We start from the raw sequence: 16,217 nt of genomic DNA, 5'->3' as shown, positions 1-16,217 counted from the left end.
CGTAATCCAGTAGCCTGTCACGATCGCCCCCAGCACCAGTAGCCCGACCAGACTATGCAATGCCCGCCGCAGTACAGGCTAGTAAGGTTGTTCCGACTTCGGGTTTGACCCGGTGAAGTTTGCATGAGCGAGATCGATCAAGGCTTGCTTTAAAGCTGCCTGACCAGATTCATAGCAGTCATACATCCAGTAGCCTGTCACGATCGCCCCCAGCATCAAGAGTTCCATTAGGCGATACAACAGCCGCCGCAGTGAAGGTTGGTAATGTTCTAGTGACAGCAGATGGTACGACATAAAATTTGAACCCGATAGGATTTGAATCAGGGATGAAACAGCTTGTAAATTTACAATGACAGGCGGCGATAAAATTGGTATGAAATCGAGCAATGTGGTTTCTGCCAGAACCCAGAATCAAAGTCCTGGTCAGGCGCAAGAGCTTTTCCATTCCTGGTTTCTACGAAAGTGAAAAAGGCTGTATAAGCGACTGTACAAGTACTGTACAAGTAGGGTGAACGGCTGTGCTAAGGTCAAAATAGCCGACGCTAAACAAGACAATGAGAGTTTTACTGGTAGAAGATGAGCCGGATTTAGGAACTGCGATCCGATGGGCGCTCAAGCAAGAAAAATACATTGTCGATTGGGCACAGGATGGCAACGAAGCCTGGGAATATCTCCAAAATCAAGGAACCCAGTACACGATCGCATTGGTTGACTGGATGCTGCCCGGCATCACCGGAATTGAGCTATGCCAGCGACTCCGCCAGCGGCACAATCCTTTGCCCGTTTTGCTGCTGACTGCCAAAGATCGGTTGCAGGACAAGATTATGGGACTGGATGCGGGAGCCGATGATTATCTGGTCAAGCCCTTTGAGATGGAAGAACTGCTTGCTCGGATGCGGGCACTCCAGCGACGATCGCCTGCCATCCCAGTGCAGCAGCTTCAAATTGGGCAGATTTTGCTCAACTACACCGATCGCACCGTTTACTATCAGCAGCCCGATGGCAGACTGGAGCCAATCCTGCTCACAAACAAAGAATTCCAGCTTTTAGAATACTTTATGAACCATCCCCATCAGATCGTAACCAAAGACCAGCTTCTGTCCCGAATCTGGGAAATGGATGCTGAGGTCGGCAGCAATGTTGTTGCGGCTCAAATTCGCCTGCTGCGACGGAAGCTGACAGAAAAAGGGTGTGTTGACTTTATTGAAACCTTACCCAGTATGGGCTATCGGCTGCACCCGGATTATGCAAAATAAACCATCGCAGAATCAATTATTACAAAACAAATCATTCTACTTGTCGAGACGGCGGTTGGCAGCGTGGCACACCGTGATCATGACGCTCATTGTTGTTTTTTCCGGGCTGGTCGTTCATCGCCTGGTCGTTCGTGCTCGATGGCTAAATCTGGTGGGAAACATGGCAGACTTCGCCAGAGACGTCGAAAATCTGATGGAGCCAACTCTCAAACAAGCTGGAGCATTTGAGCCAGCCACCTACCAACAGTTGCCCGGTTTGTGCAGCACATCGGTTAACTGTCTGTCTGATATTGCTCTCTTGAATCAATCGCAGTTGCTCGAATCAGAAGCCGCATTGAGTAAAGCAGATATGTTATCCAGGCTAACCGAAGAGCCGTATTGCATTCGCTTCTGGACTAATTCCAGGCAAGTGGTTGGCTATCTCTCCGTGCCGATCGACAATTCAGTTTGTCAAGAACCAAATTTTTGGAAAACGCAACGAGATAGTCAGGGAAGATATTATCATGACTCTTTCTTTCCCTTGCAGACTCGCTACGGGGTTCAGTGGGGTTCGATGCAAATGGCTGGCTCGCTAAGCAGCTTAGATCGCTACCTCATGCGGATTGAAATTGCTTTGGTCGTGATCACTTTATTAGCCATTGGACTGATTGGCTTTGCGAGCTGGTGGCTGGCAGGATTAGCCATGCGTCCTGTACAGCACTCTTATCAGCAGATGGAGCAATTTACAGCTGATGCCGCCCACGAGCTACGGACACCCCTGGCTGCCTTACAGGCGATCGTCCAAACCGCATTACGTTCTGACCAGTTAACCCTGGAAGATTCGAAGGAAGCTTTGCAAATTTTGAGTCGTCAGAGTTATCGCCTGACTAAATTAGTGCAGGATTTGCTGATGCTCACTCAAATGGAGCAACAAGGCTATTTAACTGCCTTTGAGCTTTGCTCTTTGAATGAAATGATTACGGATTTGGTCGATGAGTTTGAAGCATTGGCGATCGCAGCAGAGATTACATTGGTAACAGAAATTGATTCTTCGACAATTCATGTTTTGGCAAATGCAGAGCAACTGTATCGTGCTGTTGCAAACTTGCTCAGTAATGCAATTCACTACACGCCTGCAAAAGGTCAGATTACAATTCAACTCACGACTGAACAATCTCAGGCAGTCATTCGGGTGAAAGATACCGGAATTGGAATTCCTGCTGCTGCACAGCCCTATATTTTCGATCGATTCTATCGAGCGGATCAAGAACGATCGCGGCACAAAGGAGGAACCGGGCTGGGACTAGCAATCACGCGATCGATCGTGCAGGCACATAAAGGAACCATTCGGGTAGAGAGCAAGCTGAATCAGGGCAGTGTCTTTACCATTTCTCTACCGTTTTCCGATATTAAGTCTGGTATTAAGTCTGATATGAAGCCTGATATAAAGTAGGCATGAGTATTCAGTAGCTCATGAACCATTGTTGAAAGCCGCTAAAGCAGCGCAGATTTGGGGCAACAGCGGACGCAGAGCGGGAACCGGGTTCATACAGTCCTGCTGAAGACGACGCAGGTGCTCGATCGCCTTAATCTGGTCGGGATGATCGGGGGCAGGGCGACATCGATCCAGCAAATCTTCGAGCAAGCAGCCAAATGCTCTAACTTCCAGGGAGGGCAGCGATCGACTGAGGAAGCGATCAGCTGGATCATAAAAGCAGGCTGCGCCAAAATCTCCCAACAGACTTTCCCCGGTTTCGTCCACCAGAATATTGTGAGCATAAAGGTCGCCATGCATTATACCCCTGGCATGGAGGTGTGCTGTGGCTGCGGCAATGCCCTGAGCAATCCGAAGAATCACAGGCAAAGTAAACGCCGTGTCAGGCGGATAAGTGTCTCTTGTACAGGTTTCCAGGCTGGGCGGTCCACCCAGGTTTTTGTAGCGCGGCGGGATAAATGAGAACACCAGCCCTGCGCTGTGGGTCGGATGGTGAATCACCTTTCCTAAAACTCGCACCAGATTGGGGTGGGTTCCTGCCGCAATACAGGCACGCATTTCGTCTAGGGGAAACCCATCGCTCGTAATTTCTCCCTTAAACAGCTTGATCGCCACTTCTACGCTCTGATGAACACCAGAATTCCAGGTTCCCTGATAGATAATGCCTGAAGCTCCCTGTCCCAGCGGTTCCCCCAGCATTAAATCTGTCCATTTGATATGAAGCAAATCAGGATTAGACGAATCGAAATCGGGTAAACCAGTGTCAGGCAGCGAAGACAATCGACTTGAATCACAAAACGGATTTCCGGCATAAGCTAGCCAGGATAGCCGGGGCAACGTCGATAGCCAGACGGGCAGTGCAGTGAGCTGGTTTGCTGCCAAACGAATTAGCTCTAGATTTTGACAGTTTGCCAGTTCATCGGGGAGCGATCGCAGCTCGTTTCCGGCAAGCATGAGCTTCTGGAGCCTGGACAATTGACCGATCGAAGCGGGAAGCTGCTGAAGCCGATTATCCGTCAGGATCAGCCAGCGCACCAGCGGCGGCAAGGCATTTTCAGGGAGTGCGGTAATCCGGTTCGACTTAAAGCCCACCATTGAAAGCTGGGGACACTGAGAAAGCACTTCCGGCACTTCTTCAAAATCGTTGTTGCTAAGGAAAACAATTTTCAGTTTCTTCAACTGCCTAAATTCGTCAGGCAATCGCTTCAGATGATTATTTGACAAATCCAAAATCTCTAAAGAATCTGCTAGCTCAAGAATCTCCATTGGAAATTCCGTTAGTTCGGCAGCAAGATTAAGTCTTCGGGTTCCAGCAAGTTGTCCAGTTTGCAGTAAGTCGAGCGTTTTCATTCCTGAAGGGCTTAATAGCGTTAATGTCCCAGCCTGTTATCGCCTTACCCGGTTATAGCCTTACCAGGGAGGATTTGAGAAGTCGAGATCGATGCCTCCCAACCCTCAAGGAGAAGACCGGGGATAAAGGGTGGGGAGATGAGGGGCATGATAAAGGGCATGATAAGGAGCATAAAGTCTGCCAAAGCTGGGAATCAGAAAGGTGGGAATCAGAAAGAGAAATCGTCGGAGCGATCGAGGCGATGTGCAACGTTCACCCCCTGCTCAGATACAACACTTTAAGTATTATTAAGCTTATTTAATGAAGAAAGGTATCTGAACTTATCGCTTGGTTACAATCCAAAAGTCTTCTCCAAAAGGCATAGGTAGAAAGTGGTAGCGTGAACAACAACAGCCACAGATAACCAACCTTTCGAAATATGTACGATAACAACACACAAAAAGACTGGGTCGCTGCCGCAGTAACTGCCGGAATTGGCGCAGGCATTCCTGCCACTTTTGCCGTAAGCCAGGGTCAAAATCCCCTCATCGCTCTAGTGCTTACGGGTTGTGCGATCGTCACTGCTCTCGTGATTGATCACTACTGTTAAGCAGAATTCTGTTCAAAAGACTTCCAGAGCAGACTGTCTCCGGTTCGGTATCTGAGTTATTTTCTTCCTGTCATCTTAGATCATACTTCTTTGCAAATAAGCCAGCTTCTTCGGAGGTTGGCTTTCTGCTTTTAAACCAATTTAGAAGAAATCGCATAGAATAATTTGCTTGAGGCGGCTTATTGGTTACCTTACGCTATTAGTAAAGAAGAAGCGGGAAATTTACCGATTTTCCACTCTACCGCTAGTATTATAGCTGTCACTCGTCGGGTTCTTTTATCCAAGGTGGGGGCTGTGCCTCTGGTCGGGGGTTGCACCCCTGCATCCCGTCTTTAGTCGATCGGTTAAGTCTGTAATCTCTTTCGCTTTATTTCGCGCACTTTCACTAGATTCTGCTCCTGCACTGCTTTTCACGACTCGGTTACTGCATTTCTTGCCTGATCTCAAGGAGGCTTTTCATGACCCATTCCCTGCCTGCTCGTTCGTCTCCTCGTTCCGCGATGCTCAGACTATGCCTGTTTCAACGATCGTCCAAGCCGCAGAAAAGTGATCGATCGACAGCGCGGCGCGTGTTTTTGCTGCTGGCACTGACACTCGGCTTGGGAACAGGAAGTTTTGCAGAGCGAGGTCTGGCTGCTGATCCCACAGCCAGGGGGCAAGTTGCCCCGTTTCACTTGGCACAGGCAGTTCCAGCAGGAGATGGGGTATTGCAGCTCAACGATAGTGGCGATGCAGTTGCCGACCTTCAGCGACAGTTGACGCGGCTCGGATTTTTTAGCGATGAAATTACTGGATTTTTTGGGACTGCGACCCAGGCAGCCGTGAGCCAGTTTCAGCAGGCAAATGGTTTGACCCCCGATGGCATTGCAGGAGCCGCAACGCAGGCAGCATTAGGGCAAGGCAGTTCGGCATCGGAAGCGACTAGCAGCGCACCCCGTGATTTTCTCCAGCTCAACGATTCTGGCGATCAGGTCGCAGAATTGCAGCGTCGGCTGACAGCCCTGGGCTACTACAGCGGCTCTGCTTCTGGCGTGTTTGATGGGGCAACTCAATTTGCCGTAATTAGCTTTCAGCAGGCAAATGGTTTAACTGCCGATGGCGTGGTGGGTGCAGAAACGACGGCGGCACTGCGTCGCGCTGGGGGGCAAGGCTCGTTCTCAGCTGGATCTACTCCGGCTGGATCTGCTCCGGCTGCGCCAACTTCCCCTGCACCAGCGGCGATCGGTTCTTCTGTCGCTCCTGAAGGAAGCTTGCTACGGGTGGGCTCTAACGGGGCGGCGGTAAGTACCCTTCAAACTCAGCTTCAGTCGCTTGGCTTCTACGTGGGAACGATTTCGGGCGTTTTTGATGCCCAGACCGAAGCCGCCGTCACTGCATTTCAACGATCGCGGGGTTTGGTCGCGGATGGCATTGCCGGACCCCAGGTGAATGCCACTTTAAGCAGCGCAACGGGAACCAATCCCTCAGCCGCAACTCAGCCCAACAGTCCGGCTCAAGTGCAATATATCCAGCAGATGCAGCAGGCGCAAATTGCCGCAGAACAAGCCCGCCGCGAGGCAGAGCAAGCCCGTCTGGAAGCCGAAAAAGCGCGTTTGGTCTATCAGCAAAACCTGCAAGAAGGACGCTATAGCACCGTCGAACTGCAAAGACGGCTTCAGTCAAACGGCTACAATCCCGGAGATCTAAGCGGAGTAATGACTCCCACGACCGAAGGTGCGATCGCCGATGCCCAGCGCAGCTATGGATTGAGCGAAAGCGATTTCCTGGGAACGGGAGGAATGCCTTTGTTTTAGAACAGACGATCGCAATCATTGCGCTAAGCATTGCTCCAAGCATTACTCTAAGCGTTAACCAATCCAGGCTAAGCCTTTGAGGCGGCTTTGAACGATCGCCCCGGAACTGCATTCAGGAGCAGTGCCAGCAAAATCAGCACAATGCCGATCGACTCGCTCATTGAGGGGATTTCGCCAAGCTGAGTCCGAGCTGCAAAGACTCCGACGACCGGAACTGCAAGTGTCCCTAAGCTGGCAGCCCCCGTGGGCAGTTGCCGCAGCGCGTAAAACCATAGGAGCCACGCCACTGCACTTCCCGGAATAATGTTGTAAAGCAAGGCAGCCATAAAAGAGCCTGTCCACTGCACCGGGCGATCGGACACCGTGAGCGCAATCAGGATCAGGGGCAGACTGCCGATCAGCATTTGCCATGCGGTAAATGAAACCAGGTCGATCGATCGCCGCTGGGTCAACCGCTTCAGAAAAATTGCGCTCGTTGCCCAGCAAATTCCCGACAAAATGCCCAAGCCTTTACTGAATAAATCGCTGGTGAAACTCAAGGGCAGCAGCACCAGCAGCAGTCCCGCCAGCGCAAAGCCAACACTGAGCCACTGTTTACCGTGCAGCCGCTCTTTAAGAAAAATCCAGGCAAACAGCAACGCCCAAAACGGCATCGTGTAGTTGAGCACCGCAATCTTGCCCGCCCCGCCACCAACCAACGCCCAGTGAATGAGTCCGATCACTCCGGTGGTTTGCAGTAGCCCAAACACGATCGTCTCTGGCAGCACCTCCGGCTTGAGCGATTTTCCCTGCACCCGCAGCACCAAAAACAAACTCATCGCCCCAAAAAACGCTCGCAGCGCGGCAAAGTCAAACGGCGACGCATCCTGAAGCGCGATTTTCATCACGACCCAGTTATAGCCCCAGACGATCGCCAGCGCAACGAGGGCAAAAAATGCGAGATGCCGTTTAGCAAAAGCCATGCGCTATTTCCTGTGTGCGATTCCAGGCAAGCCAATGTCCTGAAAAACCTTTCGATCGTATCGCATGATTTGAACGGGCTGCTGCTGAAATTTTGTTTGGGCGATCGTCTGCCAGCCCTGCCGTCGATACCAGTTCATTAACTCGGTCTGCTCTGTCCATAGATAAACTAAGGGCAATTTGAGCCGATCGGCTTCCTCCAGCGCACGCTGCACCAGCAGACGACCGATCCCCTCCCCCCGTTTTTCAGGAATCACATAGAGCGAAGCAAGCCAGGGCGACCACCCTGCATACTTCGGTGGAGCTTCTGTTTTGCCGTGCATCAGCGTCACTGTGCCAATGAGTTTAGGCTGCGGCGATTCTTCTAGAGCAACGATCGTTAAAGGTAATCGATCGCGATTCAGGTGCGTCTCTAGCTCTGCGGTAAGTTGCGCCTCGGTTTCTGAGGGGTAAAACGAGTGCCATTCCTGATGCAGCCATGCGGCGATCGTCCCAATGAAGTGAGGATAATCAGCCAGGTAGGTGAAAAGGAGGGAAGTTTGCAATGATTTTCCTCTTTAGCTTGAACGCTCCCAGCGCAACTTGCGATCGGATTCCTGAATCGGCACATCGTTAATGCTGGCATATCTCCGCATCATCAATCCATTTTCGGCAAATTCCCAATTCTCGTTGCCATAGGAGCGATACCAGAAGCCAGAGTCATCGTGCCATTCATATTCAAATCGCACCGCAATTCGATTGTCCATAAAACACCAAAGTTCTTTTTTTAAACGATAGTCGAGTTCTTTTGCCCATTTGCGCTTGAGAAACTCCACGATCGCCGCTCGGCCATGAATAAACTCCGCTCGATTTCGCCATTCAGAATCTTCGGTGTATGCCAAAGCAACTCGTTCAGGATTGCGCGTGTTCCAGGCATCTTCAGCGGCTTGCACTTTTGCCTTTGCAGTTTCCAGCGTGAATGGAGGCAGGGGAGGACGATGAGTTGAATCAGACATAGTTAAATTTTTCCCAGCAGTTGAAATGAATAGAATACAACGAAGGAGAACGCTGACGTAGTGAAGATCAGAAATATTGGTAAGGTTTCGCGTCAATGGCTTTACGAAATTGACATTGATACATTAGATGATTTACAGAAGTGTGGCGCAATAACTGCATTTCAGTTGATTCGTGAAAATCATCCGCTTGTTTCGCTCAACCTGCTTTGGGCATTAAAAGGGGTAATTCTGAATATCGATTGGCGAGACATTCCAGAGAAACGCAAGCAGGAACTACGACAGCAGCTTCACGAGACATAACTCGCTAAACATAAAGCAGCATTCGGGAGCGATGCAGGATCACTGCCACTGTTCAAATAACCGGTTATGAAGTCGTTTGTCTAAACGGTTACTCCAGGCGGTTACTCCAGGCGGTTGCTCCAGACTAATGTTCTAGCTCATGTTCTAACTTACGTTCTAGCTCTTGTTCCAACTCAGCAATTCGATCGCGCAAAGGAGCTATCATTGCTTCGACTTCAGTTTCTGAATAACGGATGGGAATGTGCTGCGGACAGTTTTCGCTGATGGCTTCTACATGAAAGAGAATCGATCGCTCAATTACCGCAGGATAACCGGGAACGCGCAGTCGTTCAGTCCATTCTGATTCTCCTTCGATAAATTCGGCTCTGCCCCAAATCTTGATGCGTTTACGATGACGGTAATCCATCAAAAACAAAAACGCTTTGTCGTTCCCTGATAAATTCCCGATCGTGATGTACTGCACATTGCCCGAAAAGTCAGCAAAGCCCAGCGTTTTCTCATCCAGCACTTTTAGAAATCCTGGTGAACCGCCGCGAAACTGGATATAAGGATAGCCGTTAGAGCTGACCGTTCCGAAATAAAAGCCATCGAGCTGTGCAATAAAATCTGCAACTTTTGGAGCGATCGCATCGTTTGCAGGACCATTCGCAATGTATTTTTCGTAGGTTTGACGCGAGCCGCGTTCTGCTTGTGCCGCTTTCACTTCGGGCGTAAAGGCAATTTCGCCAAACTTGCGGGACATGATGTTCTCCTAAGCGGTAACGGGTTCCGAAATGCCAGTCATGCCAACAAAACCGGGAAGATGTTTAATGCGATCGATCCAGGCGAGCACATTGGGGTAAGGCGTAAGATCAATCTTGCCGTCTGGTGCGAGCGCGACATAGGGAAACACAGCGACATCGGCGATCGTAGGATGTCCCAATTCCAGCCAGTTTTGTTCTGCTAAACGATCGTTTAGCTGCGTCAGAATAAATTCTGATTTTTGAGTTGCCCGTTCCAGATTGATGCTGGTGGCTTTGAACAAGTGATAGAGACGAGCCGATTCTGGACCCTGACGCACTTCTCCGGCAGTGGTGGAAAGCCAGCGCATCACGCGACTCATCCCCTCTGGATCTAACGGCAACCAGGATTCGCCGCCATACTGCCGAGCCAGATACACCAAAATTGCTTGAGCATCTGCCAGCACCATTTCTCCATCTACCAGAACCGGAACCTGTCCAAACGGATTGAGTGCCAGGAATTCAGGCTGTTTGCGTGCGCCTTTTAGCAAATCGACTTTAATCCAAACAGACTCTAAACCCAGCAGCGACAGCATCAATTTGGCTTTGTAGCTGTTGCCAGACAGTTCGTGACCGTAAAGCTGAATCATGATGGTTTGCCTAATTGATTCTTTCCAAAAACTATACAGTTGAACTGTACCGTTCGTTCGGTATAACTAACTGTACCGTTCGTTCGGTATAATGTCAATCAGCCAACGCCAACCTTTCACGCCAACCCTTCAATGTCCAAAAAAACCAATGCCGAAAGAAACCTACATTCCATCCCTGTTATGTCTGTTTCGGCAACACGGCTACGATGGCGCAACGCTAGCCAAAATCTCTGAAGCAACCGGATTGGGGAAAGCCAGCCTTTACCACCACTTCCCTGGCGGCAAAGATGAAATGGTTGAAACGGTACTGGATTACCTGGAACGCTGGATGGATCAAAACATTGTGCAAAAGCTTAAAACCCCAGGCGATCCGCTAGCTCAACTACAGCAGATGTGCGATCGCCTGAGTGAAGTGTACGACGGAGGAAAACAGCCCTGCCTCTCAGCCATTCTCTTATTAGGTTCTGCCCGTGATGTGTTTCACGATCGCGTCCAAGCCCTCTATCAAATTTGGATCGATGTGATCGCCAATGTCCTTACCGCAGCGGGAATGAATAAAAGCCTGGCTCACCAGCGAGGAGAGAATGCAGTGATCGCTATTCAAGGAGCATTGATTTTATCTCAAGCATTAAACAATTCAGCTCCGTTTCAGCGAGTGATGCAGCAATTGCCCAAGGAGCTTTGTAGAAATGGATAAATTTCCGTTTAAAGCTTTGCTTAGAATCTTAGTCGCCGATCGATAGCAAAACAGCTTGAACAGAGGTTTTCATAATAGGCAATAGATACAACCGACACCATACCAAAATCATTTACCCCTTTGGTAGGAATCGTTCTCTATCTTAAGATAGAAGCGGTTTTTGATTAACTAAATCTCGTTCTGATGTTGTTCAACCTTATGCTGCTTTTTCCTATTCTCTATCCCTAGAGCGCTGGCATAAACTATTTTTTTCAACAGTTGTTGAATAAATAACCTTGCAGTGTTAAGAATTTGTTCCTATAGATAGAGGAATTATGGTACTAGCCATAACTTAAGGTTGAGGTGAAAAGACGATCGGCTTTCGAAGATAAAGCAATTCACACTCCTCACACTTACTATTCATCATAGTGAGCAAAAAGGTGAGTAGAAAAGTGAACAGAGCCCACATCTTACGAAACCTCTTTTTCCAATTCAAAGGAGCGTCTATGGGAGCACGATATTTCGCTTTATTAGCGGCATCGTATACGTTCTGGTTGGAATTCTCGGCTTCATTCCTGGTATGGTTGCAACTCCCGGTGCTGCTCCTCAACTGGCTGTTAATGCAGGCTATGGCTATCTGATGGGTCTCTTTCCAATCAACGTTTTGCATAACATTGTGCATTTAGCAGTTGGGTTTTGGGGACTACTTTCCTACCGCCGATATAGCAGTGCAAGAACTTACTGCCGGGGATTGGCGATTTTCTATGGATTGCTCACGATCATGGGCTTCCTCCCCGTACTGAATACAACGTTTGGGTTAATTCCCATCTTTGGTCATGATATCTGGCTGCACGCTGTAACTGCCCTCATTGCTGCTTATTTCGGCTTTACTAGAACTCGCAGCGCATCAGGGTTGCGGGATGATGGGCGGCTTTCAATGTGAGGAAGAATGGGCGATCGTTAAATTCGTTAAATTCGTGTTTCAGTGTATCGATTCACGACCTGATTAGACGTTGTTTCAGAACCGCGTAGTAAGCTGTACACTCAAACAGGAGGATGAAAATAGACACAAGAATTATAATCTTGCTAGTAGAGTAATTGAATTGGTTATGCCTCACGTTCTACTTGTTGATGATGAAGCACCGCTGCGCGATAGCTTGACTTATGCCTTGCAGAAAGAGGGGTACGAAGTCACAACCGCATCAGATGGTGCTTCTGCATTAAAACTATTTCATAAGCAGGTTCCCGATGTAATTTTGCTGGACTTAATGCTGCCGGAGGTGAGCGGCATGGAAGTGTGCTGGCGAATTCGGGCTTTTTCCAATGTTCCGATCGTCATGCTGACTGCAAAAGATCAAGATATCGATAAAGCGTGGGGACTTAATGCTGGAGCAGACGACTACATTACAAAACCCTTTAATACTGGTGAACTATTAGCGCGGATCAAAGCAGTTTTGCGACCGCAATCGGCAGGAGAGGACCTACGATAGGTAGATTAGCAACAATGCAGCTTAAACTGTTCCGCTCAATCAAATGGAATTCTCTACACACAAAGCTGCTAGTGACCTATTGGCTGCTTACTGGGTTAGGAACTTCATTAATGGCTGGTTTCCTACTGCAATCGCTCTCCACCTATTTCATAGAGATGCGGCAGACCGATTTAGGAAATTGGGCAACAGCGATCGGTGAAAGTGTGGCAGACGAGCTGGAACAGCAGAATCTTCAGCGCGTTCAGCAGCTTATGCAACTCCATGGTCAAGCCGAAACAGTAATAGTGCGTGTCTTTGATTCTCAGGGTCAACTTCTTGCCTCTTCTACTACCGAAGACCGTCGTATTATAAATTGGCTAGAAGTGCCAGGGGTGCGGGAAGCTCTACAAAATCAAACCGTTCAAGGAACAGCGAAAGGCATATTATCAAACGACGATCGCCTATACGTGGCGCGACCAATTCAGCGCAATGGGCAGCTTCTAGGAGTGCTGAGAATGTCAGTGACGCTAGAACAATTTCAGCGGCAGCTCTCCTTGCTGTGGTGGACTGTGATCGGTGCCCTGCTGTTGACGATGTTTCTCTGCGCGGTGATTAGCGATCGGTTAGCCAGAAGTTTTGCAATTCCAATTCAAACCATGCGAGACTTTGCAATTCGGTTAGGGGGTGGTCATTTTGGCGACGAGTTGAGTATCCATCAAAGCAATGAATTAAATGAGTTAGCGATCGAACTGAATCGAATGAGTGAACGGCTAGCCTCTCTCGATCAGGAGCGTCGTGCCTTTCTAGCAAATGTCTCGCATGAACTTCGTACCCCCATTAGCAATATTCAAGTCACCGTTGAAGCACTGCAAAATGGAGCCGTAGAAGAACCTCATCTGCGCGATCGCTTCTTTCAAACGATTAGTGATGAAACGCAACGATCAGCCCGATTGATTCACGATCTACTGGACTTGGGGCGGTTAGAAGCAGGGGCAACCCTTTTAGAGCAACAGACAATCGATCTCCAGCAATTAATCGATCGTGCAGTTCGAGCGGTAGAAACGCGAATGCAAAGCCGTGGAATGTCGCTGCACCTGAAAGTTACAAAAGTTTCCCTAACCGGCGATCCGGAGCGACTTCTGCAAGCGTTATTAAACATTCTAGACAACGCAATCAAACATTCAAAAGAAAATTCTCAAGTCTTTATCGCTGGAATACGGAATAGTCAGCAAGCCATCATTACCATTCAAGACCAGGGACCAGGCATTGATCAAAACACATTGCCACGAATTTTTGAACAATTCTACACGGGCGATCCATCGCGAAAGGGAAGCAGCACAGGATTAGGGCTAGCAATCGCACAACGCATTATTCAGGCGCACGGCGGCAATATTACAGCAAGCAGTTCTCTTGGACAGGGTGCAAAATTTATAATTTGCTTGCCGCTGCATCCATTAAGCTAAATCACTTAAGCTTAATCGCTAAGTTAGATCGCGCGAAACACCATAAAAACACAACAAGCCAGAAAATTGCTAACGTGAATGAGTTGTAAATTTCAATGCGCAATCGTCAGCTTTGAGTGCAAGTAAATGTTTCACAACAGTTCACAACGGTTTAATCAACGTAACGAACAAGGGCAGGGAAAATCAAACGATGCGCGGTGATTCAGCCTATCTGATCTTCATCTGGTTTGGTGTAATTTGGGTTGCCCTTGGCATTGCTGCTGTCATTGCGCTGCTTAGGGCAGACAATCAACCAATTCGATTCGGGAAATGGGGTCTCTTGGTAGCGATTCCCAGCTTTCTTCCAATTCTAATCGCACTGATTGTTGGAGCAATTCTGGCAAGACAAAGCTGAATAACAAGCTATATTCAACGGCAAATATAGCGATCGTTAGCGAATCGAAAACGGGGTGTAGGAATGGCATTCCTATATGAGACACATAAAATGCATTACCTCAACACCCCTAGCAGAATAATTACAAACAAACACTTGCAAATAGCAATCTCAGCTTATTCCAACTCGCCAATCGCTTTGTTCACATCTGTTGGCTTCGCATATTCCTGATCCGGAATTTGTTCTAAAATCTGCTGCACATTTTTATCTGCGCCGTTCTTTTTCGCGTGTTTGAGAATATCCTCCTTAGTCGCAGGATAGTCGATCCCTTTTAGGTCTTTCTGAATCTCAATCGGATTTGCTTTTGCCATGACGAAAACCTCATAATTCTTTCCTCTATTTTCTAAACGATCGGTTTCCGTTGCTTCATCCTACTATTGACGGAATCCCTTTAACCAAGCAAGTATTAGCCTGTCTTGCTAAGCTGTTAATTTCTCTTCCCCTCCTAACCATGAATCGATCGCCCTTTCCTTCCCGTCTGCCTCAAAAAATAATTAATTGGTTTATCAAAAGCAGTCTTCTGTTCACGCTGCCTTTTGTGTTTTCAGGCTGTCAGTCCGTTCAAAATTTCTTAGAGGAAGCTTCACAGAAACTTCCTATCCTAAAAGAGATTGCTTCGCAACCTACACCAACTCCGGCTCAATCTTCATCCATTGCCATAGTGGAGAAGCAAATTTGGCAAGAGATTAATGCAATTCGTCAACAGCAAGGCTTAACCGAGCTGAATCATAACGATCGGCTTGCTTCTGTCGCTAGGAAATACAGCCAAAAGATGGCAGAGCGCAAGTTCTTCAGCCACACAAGCCCCGATGGAGACTCTGTTTCCGATCGCGTTCGTTCCGCCAACATCTTCTACTGGATAGTAGGTGAAAACTTATTTCGGAGTGTTAATATCGCTCAGCCCGTTCCTGCGGCAATTGAAGGGTGGATGAATAGCCCAGGACACCGAGCAAACATACTGCGATCGGAGTATCGGGAAACAGGCATCGGAGTTTGGCGTATTGGTAACTCCTATTGGGTCACGCAGATCTTTCTGCGTTCAATTCCATAACAACCTGATTAACGCAAATTTAAACAAAAAATGTGAGGGGTGCCTAAACATCAAATCGTTCACCCACTCACTCCATAATAAATCAAAGAATTGTTCAAAACACTAGCACTCGCAAAATACAGAAATCTAACTTAGAAATACCCCTCCGTCGCGCTGAATATTCAATGCACCCTGTCCAGCATCAACATCAACTGCTTCAACAAGGGTAACTTCTAGAACTCCTGGAGCAATCTGGCGAGGTGTCACTGTAACAAATCCACCATCAGGACGCACAAAGGTCATATTAACTGGAACCTGTAGCCCCTGAAGGGTTACTTGCGAACCACCCACAAGCGATCGCTGATCAGTTACCCCCAGCACCTCATAAGTTACATTAGTATTCGTATTATTAATTAACTCAATGCTAACTGTTCCATTAATAGGCGTAACAAACGCGCTTGGCGACTGAACAGTTTCTGGCAGAGGAGCCTGTTCTGGCGCAGTTCCCGGAAAAATTTGACCAGGTACAGGAGCAGAGGTAGCTGGACTTTGTCCAGTCTCTTGAAGAGTAGCAGCATTCGGTGGGCACCCCTGCGGCACACGGCGAGTGCTGTTAAATGGCTCTTCGTAGTAGATACGTGGACAGGGATTAATCCCAGGCGTTTGTGCTGCTGCTACAATCGGGATCACAGGTAGCGCAACAAGCAGCCCACCAATCAAGAAGCTAACTCTTTTACCGCAACTGCTTTGCATAAGATTTCTCAGATAGCGCATCTTTCAATGTCCTCACTTCTGAGGGAATCATAACCTATCTGTTTTCTTGTTCTCGTCGATCGTTAGGTATGGGTTAAAAAAGTAAAGTGATCATACTTACTTACGCCCTAAGCCTCAAATCGAGCGAAACAAAATCTCCCCCAAGCATAATCACAAGGGGGAGATTTCAGAAAATTACCCTGGCATCGAGCTATTGTTGCAGGAAGCAACCCTCCAACTATCGTCGCCGTTTCAGCGTTTCACACCTGAGTTCGGGATGGGTCAGGGTGGGTCCACCGTACCATA

Annotated in this window: 20 protein-coding genes; 11 read left to right on the top strand and 9 right to left on the bottom strand. The window is 48.4% G+C overall.

Annotated features, from left to right (window positions below):
* Window positions 1-78: 78 nt before the first annotated feature.
* Window positions 79-294: a hypothetical protein gene (locus NDA02_RS22360; RefSeq protein ID WP_348255935.1), complete on the bottom strand. Its 216-nt coding sequence runs from the start codon at window positions 292-294 to the stop codon at window positions 79-81.
* Window positions 295-554: 260 nt separating this feature from the next.
* Here NDA02_RS22360 and rppA point away from each other — a divergent pair, with 260 nt between their 5' ends.
* Both rppA and rppB read left to right on the top strand, forming a co-directional pair.
* Complete coding sequence (gene rppA, locus NDA02_RS22355) at window positions 555-1,256, top strand: two-component system response regulator RppA (protein WP_348248156.1); 702 nt, start codon at window positions 555-557, stop codon at window positions 1,254-1,256.
* A complete protein-coding gene (gene rppB, locus NDA02_RS22350) occupies window positions 1,246-2,688 on the top strand; it encodes a two-component system sensor histidine kinase RppB (RefSeq protein ID WP_348248155.1) in 1,443 nt (480 codons plus the stop codon). The genes rppA and rppB overlap by 11 nt, the downstream gene beginning before the upstream one ends.
* An 18-nt stretch (window positions 2,689-2,706) precedes the next feature.
* On the opposite strand, the gene NDA02_RS22345 is transcribed toward rppB, so the two are convergent.
* The gene (locus NDA02_RS22345; protein WP_190790056.1) at window positions 2,707-4,080 is read right to left on the bottom strand and encodes a leucine-rich repeat-containing protein kinase family protein; all 1,374 of its coding nucleotides are present in this window, start codon (window positions 4,078-4,080) and stop codon (window positions 2,707-2,709) included.
* Between the two features lie 419 nt (window positions 4,081-4,499).
* Between NDA02_RS22345 and NDA02_RS22340 the strand changes: the two genes are divergently transcribed.
* Window positions 4,500-4,670, top strand: coding sequence for a hypothetical protein (locus NDA02_RS22340; RefSeq protein WP_190790055.1), 171 nt, complete (start codon window positions 4,500-4,502; stop codon window positions 4,668-4,670).
* A gap of 458 nt (window positions 4,671-5,128) precedes the next feature.
* The gene (locus NDA02_RS22335; protein WP_190790054.1) at window positions 5,129-6,463 is read left to right on the top strand and encodes a peptidoglycan-binding protein; all 1,335 of its coding nucleotides are present in this window, start codon (window positions 5,129-5,131) and stop codon (window positions 6,461-6,463) included.
* 68 nt (window positions 6,464-6,531) lie between these two features.
* Here the strand turns inward: NDA02_RS22335 and NDA02_RS22330 are convergent, their stop codons facing one another.
* Genes NDA02_RS22330 through NDA02_RS22320 form a run of 3 tightly spaced genes read right to left on the bottom strand, consistent with a single transcriptional unit; the run spans window position 6,532 to window position 8,418 of the window.
* A complete protein-coding gene (locus NDA02_RS22330; protein ID WP_190790053.1) occupies window positions 6,532-7,425 on the bottom strand; it encodes an EamA family transporter in 894 nt (297 codons plus the stop codon).
* 3 nt (window positions 7,426-7,428) lie between these two features.
* Window positions 7,429-7,968 (bottom strand): GNAT family N-acetyltransferase, encoded by a 540-nt coding sequence (locus tag NDA02_RS22325; protein ID WP_190790052.1) that lies wholly within the window; start codon window positions 7,966-7,968, stop codon window positions 7,429-7,431.
* A 12-nt stretch (window positions 7,969-7,980) separates the two neighbouring features.
* Complete coding sequence (locus tag NDA02_RS22320) at window positions 7,981-8,418, bottom strand: nuclear transport factor 2 family protein (RefSeq protein WP_348255933.1); 438 nt, start codon at window positions 8,416-8,418, stop codon at window positions 7,981-7,983.
* 60 nt (window positions 8,419-8,478) lie between these two features.
* On the opposite strand from NDA02_RS22320, the gene NDA02_RS22315 reads away from it, so the two are divergent.
* Window positions 8,479-8,718 (top strand): TfoX/Sxy family DNA transformation protein, encoded by a 240-nt coding sequence (locus NDA02_RS22315; RefSeq protein ID WP_190794952.1) that lies wholly within the window; start codon window positions 8,479-8,481, stop codon window positions 8,716-8,718.
* A gap of 124 nt (window positions 8,719-8,842) precedes the next feature.
* Here NDA02_RS22315 and NDA02_RS22310 read toward each other — a convergent pair whose 3' ends face one another.
* Together NDA02_RS22310 and NDA02_RS22305 are read right to left on the bottom strand one after the other, a co-directional pair.
* Window positions 8,843-9,460, bottom strand: coding sequence for a pyridoxamine 5'-phosphate oxidase family protein (locus NDA02_RS22310; protein ID WP_348255931.1), 618 nt, complete (start codon window positions 9,458-9,460; stop codon window positions 8,843-8,845).
* 9 nt (window positions 9,461-9,469) lie between these two features.
* The gene (locus NDA02_RS22305; protein WP_348255929.1) at window positions 9,470-10,087 is read right to left on the bottom strand and encodes a glutathione S-transferase; all 618 of its coding nucleotides are present in this window, start codon (window positions 10,085-10,087) and stop codon (window positions 9,470-9,472) included.
* Window positions 10,088-10,235: 148 nt separating this feature from the next.
* On the opposite strand from NDA02_RS22305, the gene NDA02_RS22300 reads away from it, so the two are divergent.
* From NDA02_RS22300 to NDA02_RS22280, 5 genes are all read left to right on the top strand, one after another.
* The gene (locus tag NDA02_RS22300; protein WP_348255927.1) at window positions 10,236-10,784 is read left to right on the top strand and encodes a TetR/AcrR family transcriptional regulator; all 549 of its coding nucleotides are present in this window, start codon (window positions 10,236-10,238) and stop codon (window positions 10,782-10,784) included.
* Window positions 10,785-11,253: 469 nt separating this feature from the next.
* Window positions 11,254-11,706 (top strand): DUF4383 domain-containing protein, encoded by a 453-nt coding sequence (locus NDA02_RS22295; protein WP_348248197.1) that lies wholly within the window; start codon window positions 11,254-11,256, stop codon window positions 11,704-11,706.
* A 166-nt stretch (window positions 11,707-11,872) separates the two neighbouring features.
* Window positions 11,873-12,253, top strand: coding sequence for a response regulator (locus tag NDA02_RS22290; RefSeq protein WP_190794956.1), 381 nt, complete (start codon window positions 11,873-11,875; stop codon window positions 12,251-12,253).
* 14 nt (window positions 12,254-12,267) lie between these two features.
* On the top strand, window positions 12,268-13,695 hold the full coding sequence (locus NDA02_RS22285) for an ATP-binding protein (RefSeq protein ID WP_348255925.1): 1,428 nt from the start codon (window positions 12,268-12,270) through the stop codon (window positions 13,693-13,695).
* Between the two features lie 190 nt (window positions 13,696-13,885).
* Window positions 13,886-14,089, top strand: coding sequence for a hypothetical protein (locus NDA02_RS22280; protein WP_190793075.1), 204 nt, complete (start codon window positions 13,886-13,888; stop codon window positions 14,087-14,089).
* Window positions 14,090-14,244: 155 nt separating this feature from the next.
* On the opposite strand, the gene NDA02_RS22275 is transcribed toward NDA02_RS22280, so the two are convergent.
* Entirely contained in the window at window positions 14,245-14,439 is a 195-nt protein-coding gene (locus NDA02_RS22275) for a DUF2795 domain-containing protein (protein WP_190793074.1), read from the bottom strand.
* A gap of 350 nt (window positions 14,440-14,789) precedes the next feature.
* Between NDA02_RS22275 and NDA02_RS22270 the strand changes: the two genes are divergently transcribed.
* Entirely contained in the window at window positions 14,790-15,179 is a 390-nt protein-coding gene (locus tag NDA02_RS22270; protein ID WP_199296683.1) for a CAP domain-containing protein, read from the top strand.
* A 126-nt stretch (window positions 15,180-15,305) separates the two neighbouring features.
* On the opposite strand, the gene NDA02_RS22265 is transcribed toward NDA02_RS22270, so the two are convergent.
* Window positions 15,306-15,911 carry a hypothetical protein gene (locus NDA02_RS22265; RefSeq protein ID WP_190793072.1) on the bottom strand — a complete coding sequence of 202 codons (606 nt, stop codon included), beginning with the start codon at window positions 15,909-15,911 and terminating at the stop codon, window positions 15,306-15,308.
* Window positions 15,912-16,217 lie beyond the last annotated feature (306 nt).

The sequence above is a fragment of the Leptolyngbya sp. ST-U4 genome, assembly GCF_039962215.1.
Lineage (GTDB): Bacteria > Cyanobacteriota > Cyanobacteriia > Elainellales > Elainellaceae > Leptolyngbya_A.
This window is presented reverse-complemented; position numbering and strand designations above follow the sequence as displayed.

Excerpts from the sequence above, each read along its gene's own strand:
- NDA02_RS22360 (WP_348255935.1), bottom strand. The coding sequence starts at position 294 with ATGTCGTACCATCTGCTGTCACTAGAACATTACCAACCTTCACTGCGG.
- rppA (WP_348248156.1), top strand. The coding sequence starts at position 555 with ATGAGAGTTTTACTGGTAGAAGATGAGCCGGATTTAGGAACTGCGATC.
- rppB (WP_348248155.1), top strand. The coding sequence starts at position 1,246 with ATGCAAAATAAACCATCGCAGAATCAATTATTACAAAACAAATCATTC.
- NDA02_RS22345 (WP_190790056.1), bottom strand. The coding sequence starts at position 4,080 with ATGAAAACGCTCGACTTACTGCAAACTGGACAACTTGCTGGAACCCGA.
- NDA02_RS22340 (WP_190790055.1), top strand. The coding sequence starts at position 4,500 with ATGTACGATAACAACACACAAAAAGACTGGGTCGCTGCCGCAGTAACT.
- NDA02_RS22335 (WP_190790054.1), top strand. The coding sequence starts at position 5,129 with ATGACCCATTCCCTGCCTGCTCGTTCGTCTCCTCGTTCCGCGATGCTC.
- NDA02_RS22330 (WP_190790053.1), bottom strand. The coding sequence starts at position 7,425 with ATGGCTTTTGCTAAACGGCATCTCGCATTTTTTGCCCTCGTTGCGCTG.
- NDA02_RS22320 (WP_348255933.1), bottom strand. The coding sequence starts at position 8,418 with ATGTCTGATTCAACTCATCGTCCTCCCCTGCCTCCATTCACGCTGGAA.
- NDA02_RS22310 (WP_348255931.1), bottom strand. The coding sequence starts at position 9,460 with ATGTCCCGCAAGTTTGGCGAAATTGCCTTTACGCCCGAAGTGAAAGCG.
- NDA02_RS22305 (WP_348255929.1), bottom strand. The coding sequence starts at position 10,087 with ATGATTCAGCTTTACGGTCACGAACTGTCTGGCAACAGCTACAAAGCC.
- NDA02_RS22300 (WP_348255927.1), top strand. The coding sequence starts at position 10,236 with ATGCCGAAAGAAACCTACATTCCATCCCTGTTATGTCTGTTTCGGCAA.
- NDA02_RS22290 (WP_190794956.1), top strand. The coding sequence starts at position 11,873 with ATGCCTCACGTTCTACTTGTTGATGATGAAGCACCGCTGCGCGATAGC.
- NDA02_RS22285 (WP_348255925.1), top strand. The coding sequence starts at position 12,268 with ATGCAGCTTAAACTGTTCCGCTCAATCAAATGGAATTCTCTACACACA.
- NDA02_RS22280 (WP_190793075.1), top strand. The coding sequence starts at position 13,886 with ATGCGCGGTGATTCAGCCTATCTGATCTTCATCTGGTTTGGTGTAATT.
- NDA02_RS22275 (WP_190793074.1), bottom strand. The coding sequence starts at position 14,439 with ATGGCAAAAGCAAATCCGATTGAGATTCAGAAAGACCTAAAAGGGATC.
- NDA02_RS22265 (WP_190793072.1), bottom strand. The coding sequence starts at position 15,911 with ATGCAAAGCAGTTGCGGTAAAAGAGTTAGCTTCTTGATTGGTGGGCTG.